At 56.7% G+C, this 21212-nt stretch carries 19 protein-coding genes and 1 pseudogene; 7 read left to right on the top strand and 13 right to left on the bottom strand.

Annotated features, from left to right (window positions below; all coding sequences use genetic code 11):
* Window positions 1-9 precede the first annotated feature (9 nt).
* Entirely contained in the window at window positions 10-786 is a 777-nt protein-coding gene (locus tag IDH41_RS18755; protein ID WP_190863709.1) for an exodeoxyribonuclease III, read from the top strand.
* Between the two features lie 330 nt (window positions 787-1116).
* On the opposite strand, the gene IDH41_RS18750 is transcribed toward IDH41_RS18755, so the two are convergent.
* The 3 genes from IDH41_RS18750 to IDH41_RS18740 all read right to left on the bottom strand — a co-directional run bounded on the left by IDH41_RS18750 (window position 1117) and on the right by IDH41_RS18740 (window position 2999).
* Window positions 1117-1587 (bottom strand): GNAT family N-acetyltransferase, encoded by a 471-nt coding sequence (locus tag IDH41_RS18750; protein ID WP_190863707.1) that lies wholly within the window; start codon window positions 1585-1587, stop codon window positions 1117-1119.
* 138 nt (window positions 1588-1725) lie between these two features.
* A complete protein-coding gene (locus tag IDH41_RS18745) occupies window positions 1726-2286 on the bottom strand; it encodes an ATP-binding protein (RefSeq protein WP_190863705.1) in 561 nt (186 codons plus the stop codon).
* Between the two features lie 245 nt (window positions 2287-2531).
* Window positions 2532-2999, bottom strand: coding sequence for a GNAT family N-acetyltransferase (locus IDH41_RS18740; protein ID WP_190863703.1), 468 nt, complete (start codon window positions 2997-2999; stop codon window positions 2532-2534).
* An 89-nt stretch (window positions 3000-3088) separates the two neighbouring features.
* Here IDH41_RS18740 and IDH41_RS18735 point away from each other — a divergent pair.
* A pseudogene (locus IDH41_RS18735) lies at window positions 3089-3938 on the top strand (MerR family transcriptional regulator).
* 19 nt (window positions 3939-3957) lie between these two features.
* On the opposite strand, the gene murI reads toward IDH41_RS18735, so the two are convergent.
* Window positions 3958-4743 (bottom strand): glutamate racemase, encoded by a 786-nt coding sequence (murI, locus tag IDH41_RS18730; RefSeq protein ID WP_190863700.1) that lies wholly within the window; start codon window positions 4741-4743, stop codon window positions 3958-3960.
* Between the two features lie 243 nt (window positions 4744-4986).
* On the opposite strand from murI, the gene IDH41_RS18725 reads away from it, so the two are divergent.
* A complete protein-coding gene (locus tag IDH41_RS18725; RefSeq protein ID WP_190863698.1) occupies window positions 4987-5274 on the top strand; it encodes a hypothetical protein in 288 nt (95 codons plus the stop codon).
* Window positions 5275-5283: 9 nt separating this feature from the next.
* Here IDH41_RS18725 and IDH41_RS18720 read toward each other — a convergent pair whose 3' ends face one another.
* From IDH41_RS18720 to IDH41_RS18690, 7 genes are all read right to left on the bottom strand, one after another.
* Window positions 5284-5421, bottom strand: coding sequence for a hypothetical protein (locus IDH41_RS18720; RefSeq protein WP_190863696.1), 138 nt, complete (start codon window positions 5419-5421; stop codon window positions 5284-5286).
* Between the two features lie 405 nt (window positions 5422-5826).
* Window positions 5827-8040 carry a serine hydrolase gene (locus IDH41_RS18715; RefSeq protein ID WP_223829854.1) on the bottom strand — a complete coding sequence of 738 codons (2214 nt, stop codon included), beginning with the start codon at window positions 8038-8040 and terminating at the stop codon, window positions 5827-5829.
* 170 nt (window positions 8041-8210) lie between these two features.
* Entirely contained in the window at window positions 8211-10055 is a 1845-nt protein-coding gene (locus tag IDH41_RS18710) for an oligopeptide ABC transporter substrate-binding protein (protein ID WP_397328198.1), read from the bottom strand.
* 9 nt (window positions 10056-10064) lie between these two features.
* Window positions 10065-10961 (bottom strand): ABC transporter permease, encoded by an 897-nt coding sequence (locus IDH41_RS18705; RefSeq protein WP_190863690.1) that lies wholly within the window; start codon window positions 10959-10961, stop codon window positions 10065-10067.
* 26 nt (window positions 10962-10987) lie between these two features.
* Window positions 10988-11950 carry an oligopeptide ABC transporter permease gene (gene opp4B, locus IDH41_RS18700; protein ID WP_190863689.1) on the bottom strand — a complete coding sequence of 321 codons (963 nt, stop codon included), beginning with the start codon at window positions 11948-11950 and terminating at the stop codon, window positions 10988-10990.
* Between the two features lie 15 nt (window positions 11951-11965).
* Window positions 11966-12892 carry an ABC transporter ATP-binding protein gene (locus IDH41_RS18695; protein ID WP_223829853.1) on the bottom strand — a complete coding sequence of 309 codons (927 nt, stop codon included), beginning with the start codon at window positions 12890-12892 and terminating at the stop codon, window positions 11966-11968.
* On the bottom strand, window positions 12879-13895 hold the full coding sequence (locus IDH41_RS18690; protein ID WP_317890778.1) for an ABC transporter ATP-binding protein: 1017 nt from the start codon (window positions 13893-13895) through the stop codon (window positions 12879-12881). Before IDH41_RS18690 ends, IDH41_RS18695 begins: the two co-directional genes overlap by 14 nt.
* Before the next feature lie 483 nt (window positions 13896-14378).
* Here IDH41_RS18690 and IDH41_RS18685 point away from each other — a divergent pair, with 483 nt between their 5' ends.
* The 3 genes from IDH41_RS18685 (at window position 14379) to IDH41_RS18675 (ending at window position 16653) form a co-directional block, all read left to right on the top strand.
* Entirely contained in the window at window positions 14379-15353 is a 975-nt protein-coding gene (locus IDH41_RS18685) for an aldo/keto reductase (protein WP_190863686.1), read from the top strand.
* 54 nt (window positions 15354-15407) lie between these two features.
* Window positions 15408-15698 (top strand): hypothetical protein, encoded by a 291-nt coding sequence (locus IDH41_RS18680; protein WP_190863684.1) that lies wholly within the window; start codon window positions 15408-15410, stop codon window positions 15696-15698.
* Window positions 15699-15771: 73 nt separating this feature from the next.
* Window positions 15772-16653, top strand: coding sequence for an MBL fold metallo-hydrolase (locus IDH41_RS18675; protein ID WP_190863681.1), 882 nt, complete (start codon window positions 15772-15774; stop codon window positions 16651-16653).
* Between the two features lie 206 nt (window positions 16654-16859).
* Here the strand turns inward: IDH41_RS18675 and trpS are convergent, their stop codons facing one another.
* Window positions 16860-17852, bottom strand: coding sequence for a tryptophan--tRNA ligase (gene trpS, locus IDH41_RS18670; RefSeq protein WP_190863679.1), 993 nt, complete (start codon window positions 17850-17852; stop codon window positions 16860-16862).
* A 501-nt stretch (window positions 17853-18353) separates the two neighbouring features.
* On the opposite strand from trpS, the gene IDH41_RS18665 reads away from it, so the two are divergent.
* Window positions 18354-18770: a DUF488 domain-containing protein gene (locus tag IDH41_RS18665; protein WP_190863677.1), complete on the top strand. Its 417-nt coding sequence runs from the start codon at window positions 18354-18356 to the stop codon at window positions 18768-18770.
* Here the strand turns inward: IDH41_RS18665 and IDH41_RS18660 are convergent.
* Window positions 18734-21178, bottom strand: a complete 2445-nt coding sequence (locus IDH41_RS18660) for a GH116 family glycosyl-hydrolase (RefSeq protein WP_223829852.1) — start codon at window positions 21176-21178, stop codon at window positions 18734-18736. The genes IDH41_RS18665 and IDH41_RS18660 overlap by 37 nt on opposite strands.
* Window positions 21179-21212 lie beyond the last annotated feature (34 nt).

Here is a 21212-nt window from a genome sequence, read left to right as displayed (position 1 = left end):
TCATAAGTCATGAAGCTGGTAAGCTGGAACGTAAACGGCCTGCGGGCCTGCGTCACGAAAGGGTTTATGGATTATTTTAATGAGATGGACGCCGATATATTCTGCATCCAGGAGTCGAAGCTGCAGGAAGGTCAGATCGACCTGGCGCTCGGCGAAGGTTACTTTCAGTTTTGGAATTACGCGCTGAAGAAAGGGTACTCGGGCACGGCCGTCTTTGCGAAGAAGAAGCCGCTCTCGGTGCGGTACGGGCTCGAGGAGGATTCGGAGCCGGAGGGCCGCGTCATTACGCTGGAGTTCGACCGCTTCTATTTCGTCACCGTCTACACGCCGAACGCGAAGCGCGACCTGTCGCGCCTGGACTACCGGCTGGAGTGGGAGGACCGGTTCCGCGCCTACCTGCTTGGGCTCGACGCGGTCAAGCCCGTCATCGTGTGCGGCGATTTGAACGTGGCGCATCAGGAGATCGACCTGAAGCATCCGAAGCCGAACATGGGCAATTCCGGCTTCACGCCCGAGGAACGCGGCAAAATGACCGAGCTGCTCGGAGCGGGCTTCGTCGATACGTTCCGCCACTTCTACCCCGACCGGACGGACGTCTACTCGTGGTGGTCCTTCATGCCGAAGGTGCGCGAGCGGAACGTAGGGTGGCGCATCGACTACTTCCTCGCCTCCGAGCGGCTGCGCCCGTGGCTGACGGATACCCGCATCGATACGGAGATCATGGGCAGCGACCATTGCCCGGTCATCCTCGAGCTCGCCGACCCCGATACGATTGAGAACAGTTAGCGACGGCTTACGGGCGGGCTTTTTTAAGCCTGCCCTTCATCGCGTTCTTCGCTAGCCCGCTCCGTTGGCCGCTCTCCGACCCGCATCTGCTTTCCTGCCGCTCCGTTTCGCCTTGCTCCTGATCCATTCCGACTTGCTTTGCGCCGCCCATCACGGTTGCCGCGCGATATTCCGCGCGGATTTTCGAATTGTCGTACCGTCAGACTCCATAAGATTAGTTTTAGACTGATCCTTGAAATTGAAACAGCGACTGCCATGGACGAGAAAATAATGTCCTGGACTGTCGCTGTTTTCATTAGGCTAACGTTTCCAGTTAGTTGAGGAACGTGGTTATGAAATCACTTTCTTCATAACTACAGTCTTTACTGGGAAACCATTTGGATTAGTTACAACTTCTTCTTTTGCAACAATAAATCCAACTGATTTATATAACTGTATGTTTTGGGGTATAGACATCCGAACCCTGCATATAATCTCTGATTTTCCGTTCTTTTTAGCGTAATCTTCGAGCCAACTTAGAATGGATTTAGCAATACCTCTTCCTCTTGCTTCTGGAGAAACGGATAGGCGTGAGAAATACAGTGAATCATCTTCAGTTTTAAATCTTACAGAGCCCAAAGGGATCTCATCGCTAAAATAAAGCAAGGCATTTTCATATCCTTTTTTTATTGACGCTTCGATTGAATCAATCGTCTCATTGAGAGCACTAGAAGGAACATCAATATTTCTATATTCCTCGAAAGCAAGTAGCATTATTTTATGAACCAAGTAAGCATCTTTCGCGTCCGCCAGTCGAATCATCAATTATCCCCCAAAATTAATATTGCATAATTATTCCATTGTCACTTCCGAAATTCCTCTTTAACTCTCCTTACCCGATAGCGGAATCGCGCGTTAATCGTGGAAAGGCCGAGACAGGCCGCTCCCGAACCATTCCGCTCATAAACGTTCTGCGATGCCAATAATCTTTCCAATAACGGCCGGAACATCTTCGCTACGGCTGATCATGAAGAAATGGTCTGCTTCGTCTGCCTTCGGTGCCGCCATTTCACTCCTACACGCCGCCGACTGTTGTCGGGCAAGCACTTCCACGAATGTCGAGGCGCTCCGGAAAATCTCCTTGCTTCGTCGACTTTCTGCCACGCGGGCTTGAAGCACTTCATCCGGAATGTCGAAATAAATGAGGATGCTCATAAATCCTTTTCCGCGAACATAATCCAGCACGTCCGTACGGCCTTTCCGAGCGAGATTGGAATTACAAAGAATCAAATTAAATTCGGTCTGATTCACTGCATAATCGACAATCGTTTGAGTGACGGCATATTTGAGAGTATTCGGACCTTCTTTTGGACGCAGCGATTTGTAATGAGCGTTGATGAACGCAGCGTGGTTGTCTTGATCGATGACAACCGAGTTATGCAGTTGCGCTTCCAATGACCTCGCGAATGTGGTTTTACCGCTTTGAGTCTTACCTACCGTTACAACCACCAGTCTGTTCATAAACGCCTCCGTTTCTTGTTCGTCTCCTAACCAGACCTGCCGTGTGAAATGGTAATATAGCTCATTCTTTCGCCAAGTAAATCTTGCCACACTTCGCCCCGGCTGACTAGCGAATTCTGTCCGTTACTTCAATGAAGAACGGCAACTGTTCGTATGGCTGGCTGCCGTGATCTGTGATTGAACTATAGTCTTCATTAGCGTAATAAAAAAAAACGTTACCCGAGCAACCGTTTTTCTTCTTCGTATTACCTTGCCCTTCCAATGACATAGCACTTATCAGTACCAGTGAATCCGATTTTGGAATAAAAATCTACAGATTCTGGGGATGACAATAAAACTAAGGACACTTCCTCACCAAGCTTCTGCCTAAGAAGATCAACTATCGCCTTGCCAATCCCAAGCTTTTGATATTCTCTATCTACGGCTAGATCTGATAGGTAACAGCAGTACGAGAAGTCGGTAATAGCTCGTGCGATTCCAACCATCTTATCTCCATCCCACGCACTAAGAACAATATCTGAGTTCTCAAGCATTCTCTGTATTCTTTCCAAGTCTTGAAAGGGACGCCTTATTCCCGAATTTTGAAATACCCTTGAAACATCTTCAGCACTTAACGCTTTTTTGTCTTCATAACGAATCACGCTTTTGCCCCAGTTAGTCTGACACTCTGGCAGGGAAAGTCCACTTGCCGATACCAGCCACAGTTGCGCCATAATATTTTTCCATCCTTTTTCCTGGCGAATGAACTTGACTCTCCCCTTGGAGGAGCCTTTATGCTTGGAACAGGAAAGGAGCGAACCGAATGCTTTATACCGTTAAGGAAGTGTCGAACCTATCCGGCACGACGATCAAGACGTTGCATCACTATCACAAAATCGGCCTGCTGCCGCCGAGCGAAATTAGCGAGGCCGGGTATCGGCTGTACGGGACTAAGGAATTGGAGCGGCTGCAGCACATTTTGTTCTACCGGGAGCTCGACCTGCCGCTCGAGCAAATTAAACGGCTGCTCGAAGGCGAGTCGGACCGGTTAGCCGTGCTAGCGAGCCAGGAGGAGTTGCTTCTCCGCCGGAAGGAGCGTCTGGAGACGGTCATTCGGACATTGCGTCAATCCAAAATCTATGCGAGGAGCGGTGAAACGATGAATCAACGGGAAATGTTCAAGGGCTTCGAAAACGAGGAAGCATGGAAGGAAGCTTTGGAGGAGCATAATCGGCATATTCGGGAAAATTACGGGCACGAGCTGGGGAACGACGCAATCGACGTTCCGGAGATGAACGAGCAGGCGGCCGAAGCCGCCGCCTTCATGAACGGGATGGCCGAAGCGCTAAGAGAAGGACTCAAGCATAGGGACGATCAGGTGCGCGAGCTCGTTCATAACCATCTGCTCTTCCTGAACGGGCATGGCCACGCGCTGTCCGCGGCGGATTTTGCCGCGCAGACCGAATTTTTCTTAAAATATAAGAATCTATAAGTTTTGCACTTATAAATGAGCTTATATTTCATCGCGAAACGAGCTTATGCCGCCAATTGACGGCGTCAGCCGTTTACGCTTGAGCTACGACTTTCATTTGCAAATGCTTGAAGCCCAGCAGACGGGGCTCTCCTACTATCTGGCCGCGGCGGCGAACGACTACGCCAGGCGGCAAGCCTAAGGGCAGCCGCAGCTGCGCCTTATTCCGGCACGCCCTGCTTTCGCTGCAGGAGCGCGAGCGCGGTCTGCATCTTGTCGATGTAGGCCGGGTCGCCGCCGGTGCACATGAACTTGACGTCGCCGCTTCCTCCGCCGCCCGGAATGCCGTACCGGCTGATGAGCGCGGACAGCCGCTTCACCGTGCCGAGGTTGCCGTCGACGATTTCGATATGCGGCGGCAGCACCTCGCGCAGGATGTCCGTATAGAACGGATAATGCGTGCAGCCTAGCACGATAATGCCGTAGTTGTCCAATTCGTAAGCCGACAATTTCGAGCGGAAGTAATCGTTCATGACCTTACGGTCGAATTGCAGCGATTCGCAATATTGAACCAGCTCCGGCAGCGGCAGCGAGTCCACCATCCCCTTCTCGTCGACGCGGGAGACGAGCGCGTAATACTTCGGCAGCTGAAGCGTCAGCGGCGTCGCGAACACGAGCACCCGCTTGCCGGTAGCCCGGATCATCTCCACCGCCGGCTTCACCGCCGGCTCCATGCCGACGATCGGCAGGGCGTACGTCTCCCTCAGTTCGTTGATCGCGATCGAGGTCGCCGTGTTGCACGCGACGACGAGCGCGTCGATGCCTTCCTTCATCATGTCTCCGACAGCTTCGAAAATATACGATTTCACTTCATCCTGCGGCTTCGTGCCGTACGGAACGTGGAGCCTGTCCGCCATATATAAAAAATCCTTGTCGGGCATCATGCGAAGCGCCTCCGCCAGCACGGTCAGCCCGCCGATCCCCGAGTCGAAAAAACCAATTCTCATCTGTCACCGATTCCTCTCTGCCATGCAAAAAAACCGCTATTCCTATATTAACGCATTCCGCGCATTCTTCCCAGCCTTAAGACGAATCGATCGAAAAATCGTGCGGACATGCCAGCGGACGCGCGCGCATGAATGGACTTTCTGACGGTACCATGGAAACATGGTACTATGGCGACGCATCGACCTGCTGTATAGTTAAGTCATCCGGATGCTAATCGCAGATTGCCGAGGTGAAGACGCGCGGTGCAGGTTATGACGGAGAAGAGACAGGAGCTCCGAAGAAGAGCGGACGTCCTGAAGCAATACGAGGTTTACGGTTATCAAGTCGCTTACTACTTGCTCGACAACGAAACGCTGGCCGCCGAGGCCGTCAGCCAAGCGTTTATCGAACTGCTGCGCGACGGACGATTTTTCGATCAGCCCAACCCTCTTCAGAAGCAGCAATTGAAGCAAATTCTCATGAAACAATCGGTCACCATCAAAATAGCGGCTATGCAGGAAGCCGTCTCAAAAGGTCATGAAGCGACCTGAGAGACGGCTCTATTTTCTATTAAAGTCACCTTCCCGCTCCTCATGCCCCTCTTTTTTGCACGCTTCCCCAATGCGCTCCCCTTCTTCGACGTCAATTAGCCCCAAGGGAGAGATAATACTATCAAATATTGAAACAAAATCGAACATAGCCCCCTCCCCTCTCAAATTCATTTCAATATTTGATATTAAACGGTACCTTTCGGGCTTATGATTTCGACATTCACTGGTATAATTTCAAAATTTGAAAATAAATCCCACTATTGCCTCCTGCTTTCGCTTTTAATTTCAAAATTTGATACTAAATCCCCTGCGGAGGAGCCAATAACCAGAGGAGCCCGTAACGATCGACTGCCCGGAAACGGCGGATATGAGCTCATGCTGCGGTTAGCTGGACAGATCCGATCTAAAAATGAGAGCTGATGCGCAAATTTGAGTCGACTTTAGGCGAATTCGATCTAGAAATTAGACCGGCGATCGGCCATCGTCCGAACGCAAACAATGGCGGCGCAGGGATCGTCCCTGGCACCGCCATTGTGTCGATTGCGTTACTCGTTAAGCCGCATCTGCATCTGCATCTGCATCTGCATCTGCATCTGCATCTGCATCCGCATCGGCCTCCGTACCCGCGTCGTCCGCATCTGCCGGCGCCTCTTCGGCGCCGTCTGCGGCGGCGTCTGCCGCCTGCTTCTGCGAAAGCTCGGCGACGATCTTATCCGTCGGCTTGGTGAGCAGCGCGTACAAAATCGCCGCTTCCTCTTGCCGGTTCAGCGTCTTCTTGGACAAGTAATCGACCGCTCCGTCTTCCGCGGCCTGAACCTCCGGTCCGTGAATGCCGAGCGCGGCGAGCATTTGAACGGCCGGAACCGCCCAAGGGCTCGTCTCCCCGGCAAGCTTAACGCCGCTGAAGAGCTCCGCCGGGTAAGTCTTGCTGTATAAACGCCACAGCATAACGGCGACTTCCTGGCGCGCAATGCCGCGGTCCGGCTCGAACTTGCCGGCTCCGTCGCCGTTCACCATGCCGAGCTCGTACGCCATCTGCACGTAAGCGGCGTCCGGATGCCCGGCAATGTCGGAGAAGGCCGGCTCCGTCGTTTTGCTGCCTTTGATGCCGCTTGCTTCGAGGACGTTCCGAACGAACTCCCCTCTCGTCACTTCCCGCTCAGGCACGAACGCTTCGTCCGCGTCGTTCGGGTAATGGCCGAGCGATTGAAGCGCCAGAATATACCGGGCGTACGCGTCGTCCTCGCTCACGTCCGCGAAGCCGGCAGGCTCCGCGCCTTTGGCCGCGTATCCGAGCGGATTGATGTAAGGCTCCTTCAAATAAGCGACGTTGCCGCTCGCGTCCAGCTTGAACGCCGTGAACTGTCCCGCCAACTCGTCGACGAACAGGTTGTCGTCCACCTGCTTGAGCACGCGAGGCCCAAGGAAGGCGTCGGAGACGACCAGCCCGCTCTCCGCCTCGGCATTCAGCGAGTGAACGAGGCTGCTGATCCGCAGATCGGCGTAGTAGCCGTCGAACTTCGCCAGCTCTTCGGCCGATTGCGGCACGAAGGGATCGAGCTTGGCCGGCGCCGCGTACTGCGGGAAAAACTTCGCGATGAATTGCGGATAGAACAAGTTGCGCAGCGCGCCTAGCTTATTGTAAGTAAGGAAAACGCCCGTGTTCTGCTCCGGGATCAGGAATAAATAAGAGCTGAAGCCGTTCAGGTCGCCGGCTTTCGTAATGATCTTGTCGCTTGCCCCCGCGCCCTGAAGCTGGAAGGGCGCTTCGAAGCCGTAGGTCGTATCCGGCAGCAGCGGATGGATCGACGAGCGGTACTGCTCCATCTGGCTGACGGAGTTGTCCGACAGGATGCGGCCGGAGCCGGCGGCCCCGCCATTCAGGAACGCGATCATGAACTTGCCGATATCCTCCGCCGTGGTCAGCATGCCGCCATGCGGCATAACGGTAGGCGTGACGGCGTACACGTCCAGCGGCTTGCCCGTCGGATCGTAGCCGACGGCCAGCTTCTCCTTCAGCCCGCCCTCCGGCTTGTATCCGCTGCTCGCCATGCCGAGCGGCTGGAATACGTTGCTGTCCATGTACGAAGCAAACGGCTCGCCGCTCGCCTTCTCCACGATCAAGCCAAGCAGCAAGGATCCGAAGTTATCGTACATGTACGAGCTGCCCGGCTCCCGGACGACCGGAGGCATGTGCGCCCGGACGTAATCTTCGATCTCGACGATCTTGTCCAGATCGTAGTGGATGTCCTCCGGCTGCGGGTCGCGAATTTCGAAGCCCGTCGTATGCGTCAGCAGATGCTCAATCGTGACCGGCTTGCCGAACGGGTTGTCGAAGCTGAGATCGGGCACGTACTTGCGGAAGTCGTCCTGCAGGTTGATCTTGCCTTGCTCGACCAGCTGCATGGCCGCCACCGCCGTAAAGGTCTTCGATACGGAGGCGACGCGGAACACGGTGGATGCAGGGTCTACGACCGCTTCCTTCTCTCGATCGGCATAGCCGTACCCTTTCTGGGCGACGACCTGACCGTCCTTGACGATCACGACGGAAGCGCCGACGTACTGCGCCTTGGCAGGCTCCGAAGCAAAAAACTCATCCAAAAATGCCGTCGCGTTCTCTCCGTTAAGCGGAAGCGCCTGCCCGGCGCTGCCGTTATCCGAATCGGCGGCATGAATCGTGGAAGCAAACATAGACAAGGCCAAAATGCCGGCAGCGAAAGCTTTTGTCCATAAAGACGGCTTCGTTAATTGCGTTAATCGGTTCAAAATAACGCTCACTCCATTTCTTCGTTTGTTTTCCCTTCCCTTGATAGTGATGGCAGACATTCCCACCTCCTTCTCTCATTCTATCAAATACTGGGCAAATGTGGATATCGTTTCAAAAAGATAGAAATAAAGCCTCCCACCTAAGTGAGAGGCTCTTCGCCCGTCGCCATTTATTTTTCCGCCACGAACGGTTTATCCTGCGAGACGGCCAGCTGGTGCAGATAGATGCCCGTTCCGTCGCCGATCGCGTAATTGAGCACCCGCTTGTTGACCGGAGCGAGAACGGCCCGGTACAGCGTCGGGAAGACCGGAATTTCCTCTACCATCAGCTGCTGCCACTGTTTGTAAATGTCCTGGCGCTTCTTCACGTCGAACGCCTCCGCCGATATCCCCGCCGCCAGCAATTTGTCCTGCTCCTCGCTCGCGTACCGCGGGAAGTTGTAGATGGCGTCGCGCCCGTACAGGCCGGCCGGATCGACGTCGATCCCGACGCCCCATGCGCCCTGATACACGTCCACCTTCGGATCGTCTTCGCCGTTCGCGCCGACCCGGTCGTAGAATGTGTTGAATTCGACCATCTCCAGCTGAACGTTCAAGCCGATCGCCTGCCACGACTGCACGTAGTAACGCGCCAGCGGCTCGGCGATGTCGCCGCCGGTCATCGAGATAAAATGAATGACGAGCTCGCTGCCGTCCGGCTTGGTCCGGTAGTCGCCGTTCAACTTATACCCGGCTTCGTCCAAAATTTTCTTCGCGAGTTCCGGATCGTACGCGAGGCCCGGATTCGAAGCGTCGTGGTACTCCGGATGGGACGGCGGGATGAGCGTTGTCGCGTTCCAGCGCAGGCCGTGGTAGAACCGCTTGCCGACCTGATCGTTGTCGACCGCGTGCCACATCGCCTTCCGAAGGTTGACGTCGCCCATCTTCGCGTTCGGATCGGGAGCGACCTTACCGGCCTCCGCATCCCATTTGCCGAGCTTAAAGCCGATATACGTGTACGCCCTGTCGATATTGCCCAGAAACTCGACGTTCGACATGTCCGCGTTGTCCGGATACTGATCGACCGGGAAGGAATCGACCAGATCGACGCTGCCGCTCTCGAGCTGCTGGATGACGGTCGTCGGATTGATGACCTTCAGTACGACCTCGTCGAGCGCGGGCTCCCCGCGCCAGTAATCCGTATTTTTGGAGTAGACGACCGACTCGCCCGGCACGATGCTCTCCACTTTGAACGGCCCGAAGCCGATCGGCTTCTCGCGCACCTCCGGCGACGAGGAAATTTTATCGACGGGCATATTGCCGAAAATATGCTTGGCGAGCGGATAGCTCCACACGCCACCCGTCAGCAGGGACGGCGTCGATTGAACATACGTGATTTTCAACTGCTTCTCGTTCAGCACCTCGATGCCGGATATCGTATCCGCCTTGCCCTCGTGGTATTCCGTCATCCCTACGATGTTGGTGAAGTTCGAGTCGTACCGCGGGCCGTCGTATTTCGGATCGCCGATCACCTCGTGGGCGAACAGCCAATCCTCGGCGGTGACCGGCTTGCCGTCGTGCCAGTTGACGTTGTCCCTGATCGTGAACGTGAACGTGCGTCCGTCCTCGGACACTTCGTACGTCGCCGCTCCGTCGTTCGTGTACACGTAGTTTTTGTCCCAGGTCAGCAGCCCTTCGTCGAACCAGCCGAGCACCTGGGAATCGGGATCGCCGGAATAGAAGTTGAAGTTCAGCGTCCCTTCGAACGGAGTGTCCGAGACAAGACCGAACGTGAGCGATCCGCCCTCGATCGGCTCTCCCTCGTTTTTCTTCACGTTGCTGAAATCTTCGATGGAATACAGGCCGTCGTCTTCGGGCGGCTTGGCGCTTTCGGTCGGCGCCGGACTATTCTCTCCTTCCGACGGCGCCGGATCGTTCCCCCCGTTGCCGTTGCCTCCCCCGGACGTGCATGCCGCGAGCATGACCATCAAAGCTAGAATGAGCGGCAGGAACAACCTTTTTCTCTTCATACGCATCCTCCTCTTTTATCCTCTTCTTTGCCTTGCGTCGGCCGCGCGCTTCAGCGCCTGGCCGACGTTGTTTATGCAAAGCATCAATACCAGAATCAGTACCGATGCGGGCAACCAGATCCACCATCTGAACTCCAGCGTCTGCGGGTTCCGGGCATAGCTGACGAGCGTGCCGAGGCTCGGCGTGCTCTCGGGAAAGCCGAACCCGAGGAAGGAGAGGCCGGATTCGAGGCCGATGTTCGCCGCCAAGTTGAGCGTCATCGTCACGATAATAATGGAGCTTAAATTCGGCAGCACCTGCGCGAACATGATTTTGAAATGGGAGGAGCCGACCGTCCTCGACGCCTGCACGTAATCCAGCTCCCTCTCCTGCAGCGCCTTGGAACGGATTAAGCGGGCGATGCCCATCCACAGAAAAGCGGTCATAATTAGCGAGAACGACACGACGCCGTACTTCGGCACGGCCGTCACGAACGCGATGACGACCATTAGCGTAGGCAGGATCATGAAGAAATCGACGAACCGCATAAAGACGTTGTCGACCGTCCCCCCGAAGTAGCCCGACACGAGTCCGACCAGGACGCCGATCAGTCCGGTAAGCAGCGTGACGATAATGCCGATGGAGAGCGAGTTGCGCGTTCCGATGATCAATTGGCCGAACACGTCGCGGCCGCCGTAGTCGGTGCCCAGCCAGAAGTCCGCGGACGGCGGCTGATTCAGCGCGAACAGGTCGACGGTGACGATCTGCTTCTGATCCAGCACGAGCGAGACGCCGTATACGGCCAAGAAGACGAGGCCCAAAAAAATGAAGGAGGCGAGCGCTACCTTGTCCCGGACGATCTCGCGCCACAATATGCGCCAGCCGGACGGGCTCCGGTCCGCCTCCGGCCGCTTGCCGTACGTGTTTCCCATACCGTTCACCTCAACGTCCCGAGTGTTTATTTGATCCGAATACGGGGATCGACGATGCCAAGAATAAGGTCCGAGATTAACGCGCCGAGAATGGAGGCCGCGCCGTACAGCAGCACGAGCGCCGTCACCACGCTGAAATCGCGCAGGGAGATCGAGCTCAGAAACAGCTCGCCCATTCCCGGGTAGCTGAAGATGCTCTCGATGAACACCGTGCCCCCGATCAGCCCCGTAATTTCATAGCCGAAGAAAGCGGCGATCGGCAGCATGGAATTCCGCAAAATATGCCGGTTGTACACGCGGGACTCGGATGCGCCCTTCGCTCTCGCGGTCGTAATGAAATCCTTCTGCTTCGTGTCGATGATCTCGCTCCGCAGCAGCTGCACGGTCGTGACCGTCGTAATGAGCGCCATCGACAGAGCCGGCAGCAGGATATGATAGATTTTGCTGGCGGCGTATGCCCAAGTCCCTGGCTTCGTGCCCGGCGTGACGCTCCCTTCGGTCGGGAACCACCCAAAGTGAAAGCCGAACACCCACAGCATCAACAGGGCGAAAATAAACAGCGGGGCCGCGAAGCCGAGGTACGTATAGCCCGTAATAAACCGGTCGGCCCACGTGTCATGGTAGCGTCCGCTAATAATGCCGAGCGGGATCGCGATCAGATACGTCAGCACGAGCGTGGCCAAGGAAAGCCAGATCGTATTCATCATCCGCTGGCCGATCAATTCGGCGACCGGCAGCTTAAAGCGGAAGGACTGTCCGAAATCGCCCTGCACCGCCTTCGTAATCCAATCCCAGTACTGCACGTACCAAGGATTATTGAGACCGAGCCTCTCCCGCTGCGCCTCGATCGCCGCCGGATCGATGCTCGGATCGAGCAGCCCGGTGAGCGCGTCTCCCGGCATCGCCTTGGCCAATAAAAAAACGAGAATGCTAAGCAAAAAGATTTGAGGAATCATTATGACCGTTCTTCGCGCAACCGTCTTCCACATCGTCCTCAACCTCTCTTAAGGCAAAGCCGCCGAATGGGTCTTCGTAATCGCTTTTAAGGGGTGTGCGAGGCCCTCGTCGTCGAAATAGCTTCCGTGGAATTGTTCGTATTCCGCGTTTACGGCGCCCCGGAGCTTCGCCAGCTTCTCCCGCTTCGAAGGATCCAAATCCGGAATCGCCGACAGGAGCCGCTTCGTATAGATGTGCTGCGGGTTTTCAAAAATGTCCGCGGTCGTGCCTTGTTCGACGTAACGTCCCTTGTACATTATTCCAATAAAATTACACATATGCTTAATAATTCCAAGGTCGTGGCTGATCAGCAAATACGTAAGCTGCAGCTCCTTCTGAATGTCCTTCATGAAGTTCAGCACCTGGGCTTGTACCGATACGTCCAGCGCCGAGACCGGCTCGTCGGCGATGATCAGCTTCGGCTTCAGCGCGATGGCTCTGGCGATGCCGATCCGCTGGCGCTGGCCGCCCGAGAATTCGTGCGGGTATTTGTAGATCGACTCCGCGCTGAGGCCGACCTGCTCCAGCAGCTGCCGGACCCGGCGCTTCTCCTCCTGCGCGGACAGCTTCTCGAAATTGCGCAGCGGCTCGGCGACGATATCGAGCACGCGTTTTTTCGGATTCAAGGAGGAGTAGGGGTCCTGGAAAATCATTTGAATGTCGCGGCGGACAGCCGGCGGCATGCGGGTTCCGCTCCGGGCGATGTCCCGCCCCTGGAAGAGGACGCTGCCCGACGTTATCGGACTTAGCCCGATAATCGCCCGTCCGGTCGTCGTTTTGCCCGAGCCGGATTCGCCTACGAGGCCGTAGGTCTGCCCCTGCTCGATCGCCAGATGGACGCCATCTACCGCTTTGACTACCCGTTGCTTCCGGTTGAATATCCCGCCGCGGACCGGATAGTGCACCAACAAATCGTTCACTTCAAGAAATGGCATGATGGCGATCGTCCTCCTTGTGAACGGGGAAGTGAAAATCGCTGTGGCACGTGCATCTCACGAAATGCCCCGGCGCGACCTCGTGCAGCTTGGGCTCCGCCTCGTGCGCGGACTCGTCGATCCACGGAATTCTGGAGCGGAAGCGGCAGCCCTCGCGCGGAAGGTGCTGCAGGGAGGGCACGATCCCTTGAATGACGTGCAGCCTCGACTGCGCTTCGCCGGCTGCCGGTATGGACTGCAGCAGCGACCGCGTGTACGGATGACGGGCACCGGCCAGCAGCGTGTAAATATCGGCGATCTCCACGATCTGCCCGGCATACATAACCGCCACGCGGTCCGCCATTTCGGCAACGACGCCTAGATCGTGCGTAATGAGGATGATGCCGGCGCCCGATTCGTTCTTCAGCTTCCGGATCAAGTCCAGAATTTGCAGCTGAATCGTAACGTCCAGCGCCGTGGTCGGCTCGTCGGCAATGAGCAGCTTCGGCTCGTTCGCGACCGCGATCGCGATGACGACCCGCTGCCTCATCCCGCCGGACAATTCATGGGGGAACAGCCCGGTCGCATGCTCCGGCCGCGGGATGCCGACCTTCGTGAGCAGCTCGATCACCCGCCGGCGTCTCTCCTTCCTCGCGAGCTCCGGCCGGTGAAGGAGAAGCACTTCCTCGATCTGATCCCCGACCGTCATTAGCGGATTCAACGCCGATTGCGGATCCTGAAAGATCATGCCGATTTCCTTGCCCCTCAGCTTGTTCAGCTTGGATAAGGGAAGGCTGGCGATATCTTGTCCTTTATAGTAGATGCTCCCTTCGATTCTCGCCCTCGTATGCAGACCCATGATCGAATACGCCAGCGCGCTCTTGCCCGAGCCCGACTCTCCTACGATCGCCACGATTTCGTTCGTTCCCACGCTCAGCGTCACCTCGTCCACGGCCGCGTAATAATCGTCGGCTATGCGGAAGGAGGTCGTCAGTCTATCGATTCGCAGCAGCTCCTCATTCAATTGAATCCTCCTAACCATTAGAGAGTAATAGGTTTAATTATCCAAAAATTCTGAAAACTATTAATGGAACGAAGCCTTCATTTCCGGCTGGAAACGGCCTTTACGGTTCGATTTAACTTATGCCATATCTTAATACTAGATTAATATACTGTCAAGTATTAACAAATATAGTGGTTTTCTTGTTAATTCGAGCTTTTTCTACACGAAAATCATCCTTTTGCACGACAAAAAATAGATCTCAAGCTGCATGCAGGAAGCCGAAAGCGCTAGGATCGACAATCAAAAATGCGATAGATTTTCCCATTAAATCCAGTGCTCCTTGTATTTTTCACCGGCTGTCCTTATCCCGACCTGGTTCGATATGCTCACAATCGGGCCGGGAAAATTTCGGCCTACTGCGCATGCCGAATTTGCCGTATAATTCGTCTTGTACATGCTCCTGCTTAGCTTTTTTTAAAGACGAAATGCGGAAGGATGATAACAATGGAATACCGCGTATTGGGACGATCCGGCTTAAAGGTCAGCGAAGTTAGCTTGGGGTGCTGGGCCATCGGCGGCCCTTCCTGGAGAGACGGGGAAGCCGTCGGCTGGTCGGGCAACGATGACGGCGCTTCTCTTGAGGGCCTTCGCCGGGCTTACGAGCTCGGCATCAATCATTTGGACACGGCCGACGTATACGGCGACGGCCACTCCGAGCGGGTCATCGGCGAATTTCTGCGGGAAGTTCCGCGCGACAAGATGATCATCGCCACCAAGGTCGGCTGGTTCCGGGGCACGGCGCCTAACGCCATGCAGCCGATCCATATCCGGCACCAGCTGGAACAGTCGCTCATGAATCTGGGCACGGACTACGTCGACCTCTATTATTTCCACAACGCGAACTTCGGTCCGGACGACCGGTATCTCGAAGAAGCGGCGGACACGGTGCGACAGCTGCAGAAGGAAGGCAAGGTGCGCGTGATCGGCCAATCCGCATACAGCTACGCCGATTTCATGCGGGTATGCCCCGTTACGCGCCCGGACGTGCTGCAGTTCCATTACAACGCGTTCGGCAATTTATTCGACCGGCCGGAGACGGATCTGTTCCGCTGGGCCGGCGAGCAGAACCTCGGCTTGGTGCTGTTCGGGCCGCTCGCGCAAGGGCTGCTGCTCGACAAGTTCGACCCCGAGAACCCGCCGCGGTTCGGCGAAGGGGACGTAAGGGCGAGCAACCAGGCCTACACGAGGGAGCGTCTGCTGGACATCCGCCGCAAGCTTCAGCCGGTCAAGGAGCGCTTCGGCGCGGACGTACAGGACCTCGTTCGCGTGGCGATCCAATACCCGCTCGCGAAGTCGGCGAACGCCTGCGTCATTCCGGGTTTCAAGAACGCCAGACAGGTCGAGTCGAACGCTTCGGGCGCGGGACGTCCGCTAAGCGCGGAGGACGTCCGGTTCGTCGCGGAAGCGCTTCAAGAGTAATATCATAATGGGCTGTCTCAGCTGGTCGTGAAACGACCGAAGAGGCAGCTCTGTTTGGCTTCAACGACGCTTAGCTGCGAGATGGCGATTCTCATTTTGAAAAATGAAACTAAATCGCTCTATATCTCGCTCACGCCCTATTTCGTTTCAATATTGAGTTTAAACGGTACCATTCGCGCTGCTCAATCTCCTATTCGACGCTATTTCGGCCGCTCCTCCTCCCCCTCCGCCATGAACCGCAGCATGCCGCTGATCAGCGGCGGAATGACCGACACATGGCCTTCGCCCTCGAACACGCCTGCAGATTTTCCAGCGACCCAAGTTGTACGAATTCAATCTATATAACTGCCATACTGCTGTCAGTAATTCTCCGTTATTCTTTTTTTAGATGAACCAATACTGACGGGAGGCGAATCGATTGAGTGAAAGGATTCGATTAAACGCAAATGTCGAGGGTAATTTTTTTGTTACATCCGCGTGTATCGATTGCGACAGCTGCCGGCAAATCGCGCCGAACGTGTTCTCGGCCATAGACGGTTATTCGGCTGTGACCAGCCAGCCTGTCCTGCAGGAGGACTCGCACCGGTCCTACCAAGCCTTGCTCGCGTGCCCGACCGCGGCCATCGGCTGCAGCGAGAAGAGCGGGATCGGCCAAGCGATGGCGGACTTTCCGCTAGCGATCGCGGACAATGTTTACTATTGCGGGTTTACTTCGGCTAAATCGTACGGAGGCAGCAGCTATTTCATCGAGCGTCCCGAGGGCAACTGGCTCATCGATTCCCCGCGGTTCGTTCCGGCGCTTGCCAAGAAGCTCGCCGCGCTTGGCGGGGTAGACTCATTATTTCTCACACACAACGACGATGACGAATACGCCGACGCCGAGCTGTACGCGAAGCATTTCGGAGCGAAGCGCGTCGTTCATATCGACGAGCGAACGGGCGATGGGCAAACGCTGGCCGCCGAGCATGCGATCGAAGGCGCGGGTCCGGTAGATATTGCCCCCGACCTCAAGATCATTGTTGTGCCGGGACACTCCAAGGGACACGCGGTGCTTCTTTATAAAGGGAAATATTTGTTCTCGGGGGACCACCTGTTTTGGGACCGAAGCCAGCAAAGACTCGGCGTCAATCGCGAATACTGTTTTTATTCCTGGTCCGAGCTGGTGAAATCGATGGAGCGGCTTGCGCGGGAGCCTTTCGAATGGGTGCTCCCTCGACATGGAGACCGGGTTCGGCTGGAGCCCGATGCCATGAAGCAAGAGGTGGAGCGGTTGCTGAACAAAATGAAGGAGACTCCCTAACCTCCCGAGAGTCTCCCCCTGCCTTCCTTCATCCGGCGTCTGAAACGGCCTGACCAGTCGGACCGGCTCCCCTATCGCGATAAGCTCCTTCATCACCGACATCTAATTTTTAGATCTGATTTCTTAAACTCGTCCGCAGACGGCCAGTTGGCGCGATCATCGTCGGCAGCAGGGGCTGGGGCTGCCTCTCGGGCAACCCTCCTTTTTCACCCAAAATAGTCCAGGCACATCGCCTCGCGGACTTCCTTCATCGTCTCCCCGGCGACGGCGCGGGCGCGCAGAGTCCCGGCCATTAAAAGGTCATCGACGTCCTTCGGCCTCGCCGCATAGGTAGCGCGCCGTTCCCGCATCGGCTCGAGCAGCCGCTCCAGGGCCCCCGCGATCAGCTGCTTGCACGCCGAGCAGCCCAGCGTCCCCTTCTCGCAGCCTTCGCGGATCTCGGCGGATTCCCCGGGACGAAACGCCTGGTGGTACGCGTAGATCGGGCAAATATCCGGATGCCCCGGATCATTTTTATGCACGCGCGCGGGGTCGGTCTTCGCCCGTCTTATTTTGTAGGCGATCTCCTCGGCCGTCGAATCCAGCTCGATCGCGTTGCCGAGGCTTTTGCTCATCTTCGCGCTGCCGTCCGTTCCGACCAGCCTCGGCATATCGCCGACGAGCGGCCGCGGCTCCACGAGCACGGGCTTATACAGCTCGTTGAAGCGGCGCACGATTTTGCGGGCCAGTTCTAAGTGCGGCAGCTGGTCGTCGCCGACCGGAACGATCGTCGCCTTGCAAAACGCAATATCGGCCGCCTGGCTGACCGGATAGCCCAGAAAACCGTAATACATATCGCCGAGGCCCGCTGATTTCGATTCCGCCTTGACCGTCGGGTTGTGCCGCAGCGCGTTCACCGTGACGAACATCGAGAAAAACACCGTCAACTCCGCGATTTCGGGCACCATGGACTGTACGAAAATCGTCGCCCGCTCCGGGTCGATCCCCGCGGACAAATAATCAAGCGTAATTTCGCGCAAATGGCGCGGGATGACATCCGGTCTGTCAAAATGCGTGGTAAGCGCCTGCACGTCCGCGAGCAAAATGAACGTATCGTATTGCTCCTGCAGCGCCACCCGGTTTTTCAAGCTGCCGGCGTAATGGCCGAGGTGCAGCTTTCCGGTAACCCGGTCTCCCGTCAGAACCCGTTCTTGCAACATGGAACATCCTCCTCAGATTTGGTTGAACATTGGGCCGTCGCCGCCATCGCCACCAGCCGTCATCCATGGCCATCACCCCCTTAAAAAATAAAAAAACTCCGTCCAATAAGGACGAAGTTGTCGTGGTACCACCTTAAATAACCGTTCCGCCGGGGCATGAAGCTTGGGCAATCCGATTGTCTCCAAACGGTGCGGAGATCCGGCAAGCCGTCCCGATCTCGATACCGCTCCCTTGATAACGGCGGGATACCCGGCATTCGCCTACTGCGCCGGATCGGCGGTTCGGCCAAGCAACTCCGAAGTCCATTCGGTCATGCGCCGGACGCCGGTTCGCAGCTACCACCGGCTCTCTGCAGGTCCACCCTCGCATGCCTACTTACCCTTCTTCCGCGTTGTTTCGAATATGTGACAAATCTTACTATACCTTTTCATTGCGGTCAATACGCTTATTTCCTGTATAATGTGGGTGAACCGCAAACAAACGAGAAAGAAGACTGCGCCATGGATAAGATCCGAAACGGCATTCAAATCAAACGCATTTATGAGCCCGCCGAGCCCGAAGACGGCCTGCGCGTACTCGTTGACCGGCTGTGGCCGCGCGGCATGACGAAAGAAAGGGCGCGGCTGACGGTCTGGATGAAAGAGGTCACGCCCAGCCCGGAGCTAAGAACCTGGTTCGGACACGAGCCCGCAAGGCTGGAGGAATTCGCCCGGCGCTATGAGGCCGAGCTGGCGGATGCCGCCGTAGAGCCGTTTCTGGACCGGCTGCGCGCTTGGGCCGAGGAGCAGGTCGTCACCTTGCTGTACGGGGCGAAGGACGGACATTGCAACCATGCCCTCGTACTGAAGCGATATTTGGAGAAGGGCAGCGGCAACGGGTTCTACCCGTTCACCCGGACGCCGTCCAGGCTGCCGTAGAGCACTTCGACTTCCCGCTCAAGCTGTCCCGTTACCGGATCCCTTTGCTGCTTGTAAATTCCCCATGCCTTCCCGTTGCTCCAGAAAGCGGAGAAACGGTCTTCGCTGATCGCCGGCCGGAAGCTCATCGTCCCCTCGCCCATGTCGAGCTTGAACCCGGACAGCGCGAGCAGCAGCGCCCAGCTGGCCATGGAACGGGCGTAATGATGGCCGCATTCGACCTCGTCCCATGGATTTCTGCGGTAGCCGTCGTAGCGCTCTCGAACCGCTCGCGCAATCGTCAGCCCTTCCTCCACGAAGCCTTCGTAGATGAGATGGGCCGCGACCTGGTATTCGATGCCGGACCATACTTCCTGCGCGTAGACGAACGGAAGCTTGGGACGTCCGCCCTCCGGCCAGGAGCACAGCACGAGCCCTTTTTCGTCGTTCAGGGCATACGTCCGCTGCGTATTTTGATCCTCATAGAAATTGGTTCTGAAATTGTATTTATAGATGGAAGCGACCGCCTGCTTCACATGCGCTTCGGGCAAAATGTACCCGAGTCCGGCGACATGCGCCAGCATCTGACCGAACAGCTGGTCGGACAGGCAGCCCTTGCCGTATTGGTAGCGATGCTTATCGACGTCATCGAGCGATTGGACGTAATATTCCCCGCCCCACAGCATCGCGTCCATCTTCTTGCTTCCGAGCTCGAATGCGTTCCGGTATTTGGCCGCATGCGCTTCGTCGCCCATGAACTCGGCCATCTCCGCCCCCGCCTTCAGCGCGGCGTAGAACATCGAATTCGTCAGCGAGCTCGGGCCGTAGAACTCGATATCGTACGTATTGTGCTGCCTGCTGTCGAGCACGAAATCGCCGTCGGAATCCCAATGGCCGAACGCGAAATCGAGCGCTCTGCTCGCCTTGTCCCACAGCCGTCTCAGAAACGCGTGATCGCCGCTGATCTTCCACTCGCGGTACAGCCGGATAATCGCGCCCAGCTGGCCGTCCGTCGCGGGCAGCATCTTGAATTTCGGCTTGCCGAACACTTGCCACGACCGGAAAGCCATCTCCCCGTGCTCGTCGGTCTCCAGCTCGAACTCCACGATCCTTGCGCTCCGCTCCAGCTTCGGGAACAAATAGGCGAGCGTCTGGGCGTAATTCCATACATGCGTGCAGGTCCCTTCGCAGCTGCCCTTCTTGTCGTGCGAGCCTTCGAAGCCGAGGAAGGTGCCGTCCCGGATTCGGAAGCAGGTCGGGCTGCGCAGCACCGTAATATTGCTCGCGATCGCGTCCAGCACGTAATCGGGCAGCGTGCTCGTGAAGAGCGCGCGATGGAAGTCGCGGCTTCCCTTCAACAGCCTTTCTTTATGCTCAAGCAAATACGCGCCCGCCTCCCAGGCGTCGCGGAATAGATTGGCGTAGTAGTTGCGCTCGAGCGCGTCCCCTTCCCGGACCGGCGCGTCTTCGTCCCAGCTGCGCACCCGATTCGGAAAATGCCAGGCGAGCGTAAATTCGAAGTCCGCCTCTTCGCCGGGCTGCAGCATGCGGCGAATGCCTAACGATCCGACCCGCAGCTTGCCTTGGGGGCCGAAGGCGCTCTCCGTCGCGTCGGTTGCCGATTCCGGCTCCAGCAGCCCGTCTTCCGAGAAATCGTCCCAGAAATCCTGAATGCCGTCCCACCAGCCTCCGGTCAGCCAGGTCGCCTTGTGGGTAACGAGCTCCGGTGCAGCGCCCGTTATAAGCGCCATGCTGCCGCTGCGCAGATGGTCGGCCGGAAGATGGGGAGCGGAATAATAAATCCCTTGCAGCCCGCTTCCCTGCCGATATTCATTGACGCCCGCTTCCGCATACTTCATGTTCTCGAACACGTCGTATCCTTCGAAGCCGGCAAGGTTCGCGAACGATCCCGCGATTGTCACCCGGACCGGCTTGACGCCCCGGTTCGCCGCTTTGTAACGGAACAAGACGGCCGGGATGCCCGAGTCGTCCTCATTCAGCGGGATGAACGGCGTAACCGCTTCCAATTCGACCGTTACGGGTAGCTGCGAATCCTCGAACGCGAGGAGGGCGAACGGATACTCGCCCTTCAGCCGGGACTTCTCCATGCGCGGCAGTCCGGCGACGGCTCCCGAATGGTAGCCGCGAGCCTGCGTATAGGGCGGAACGAACCGGGATTCCAGCACCTTGGCCACAGGCTCGCCGCCCTCCTCCCGCGCCCATACGGAGAAGAAGCTGTAATGAACGAAATCCCCCTTGCCGGGCCGATTGAAAATTTCCCAGTCCTTCAGCTCGCCGCGGGAGCTTAACGTAATATTCCCCGTGCCGATGCCGCCGAGCAGGAAGCCCGCTTCCTTCGCCTCCCCGGGGTACCGCTTCTGGGGCTGCATGGAGTAGAGCTCCTCTTGCGTATAAACGTTTTTGGCCAATCGAACCATCCTCTCCCTTTGGTTCCTGCGGACC

It is taken from the genome of Paenibacillus arenilitoris, from assembly GCF_014705655.1.
In the GTDB taxonomy this organism is placed as follows: Bacteria; Bacillota; Bacilli; order Paenibacillales; family Paenibacillaceae; genus Pristimantibacillus; species Pristimantibacillus arenilitoris.
The sequence above is the reverse complement of the archived record's forward strand: the minus strand, read 5'-3'. Positions and strand labels throughout refer to the sequence as shown.

Bases quoted from the DNA above. Each gene is read 5' to 3' on its own strand.
- opp4B (WP_190863689.1), bottom strand. From the start codon at position 11,950: ATGTGGAAGACGGTTGCGCGAAGAACGGTCATAATGATTCCTCAAATC.
- trpS (WP_190863679.1), bottom strand. From the start codon at position 17,852: ATGTTGCAAGAACGGGTTCTGACGGGAGACCGGGTTACCGGAAAGCTG.
- IDH41_RS18710 (WP_397328198.1), bottom strand. From the start codon at position 10,055: ATGCGTATGAAGAGAAAAAGGTTGTTCCTGCCGCTCATTCTAGCTTTG.
- IDH41_RS18665 (WP_190863677.1), top strand. From the start codon at position 18,354: ATGGATAAGATCCGAAACGGCATTCAAATCAAACGCATTTATGAGCCC.
- IDH41_RS18685 (WP_190863686.1), top strand. From the start codon at position 14,379: ATGGAATACCGCGTATTGGGACGATCCGGCTTAAAGGTCAGCGAAGTT.
- IDH41_RS18755 (WP_190863709.1), top strand. From the start codon at position 10: ATGAAGCTGGTAAGCTGGAACGTAAACGGCCTGCGGGCCTGCGTCACG.
- IDH41_RS18720 (WP_190863696.1), bottom strand. From the start codon at position 5,421: ATGTTCGATTTTGTTTCAATATTTGATAGTATTATCTCTCCCTTGGGG.
- IDH41_RS18695 (WP_223829853.1), bottom strand. From the start codon at position 12,892: ATGCCATTTCTTGAAGTGAACGATTTGTTGGTGCACTATCCGGTCCGC.
- IDH41_RS18705 (WP_190863690.1), bottom strand. From the start codon at position 10,961: ATGGGAAACACGTACGGCAAGCGGCCGGAGGCGGACCGGAGCCCGTCC.
- IDH41_RS18750 (WP_190863707.1), bottom strand. From the start codon at position 1,587: ATGATTCGACTGGCGGACGCGAAAGATGCTTACTTGGTTCATAAAATA.
- IDH41_RS18745 (WP_190863705.1), bottom strand. From the start codon at position 2,286: ATGAACAGACTGGTGGTTGTAACGGTAGGTAAGACTCAAAGCGGTAAA.
- murI (WP_190863700.1), bottom strand. From the start codon at position 4,743: ATGAGAATTGGTTTTTTCGACTCGGGGATCGGCGGGCTGACCGTGCTG.
- IDH41_RS18740 (WP_190863703.1), bottom strand. From the start codon at position 2,999: ATGGCGCAACTGTGGCTGGTATCGGCAAGTGGACTTTCCCTGCCAGAG.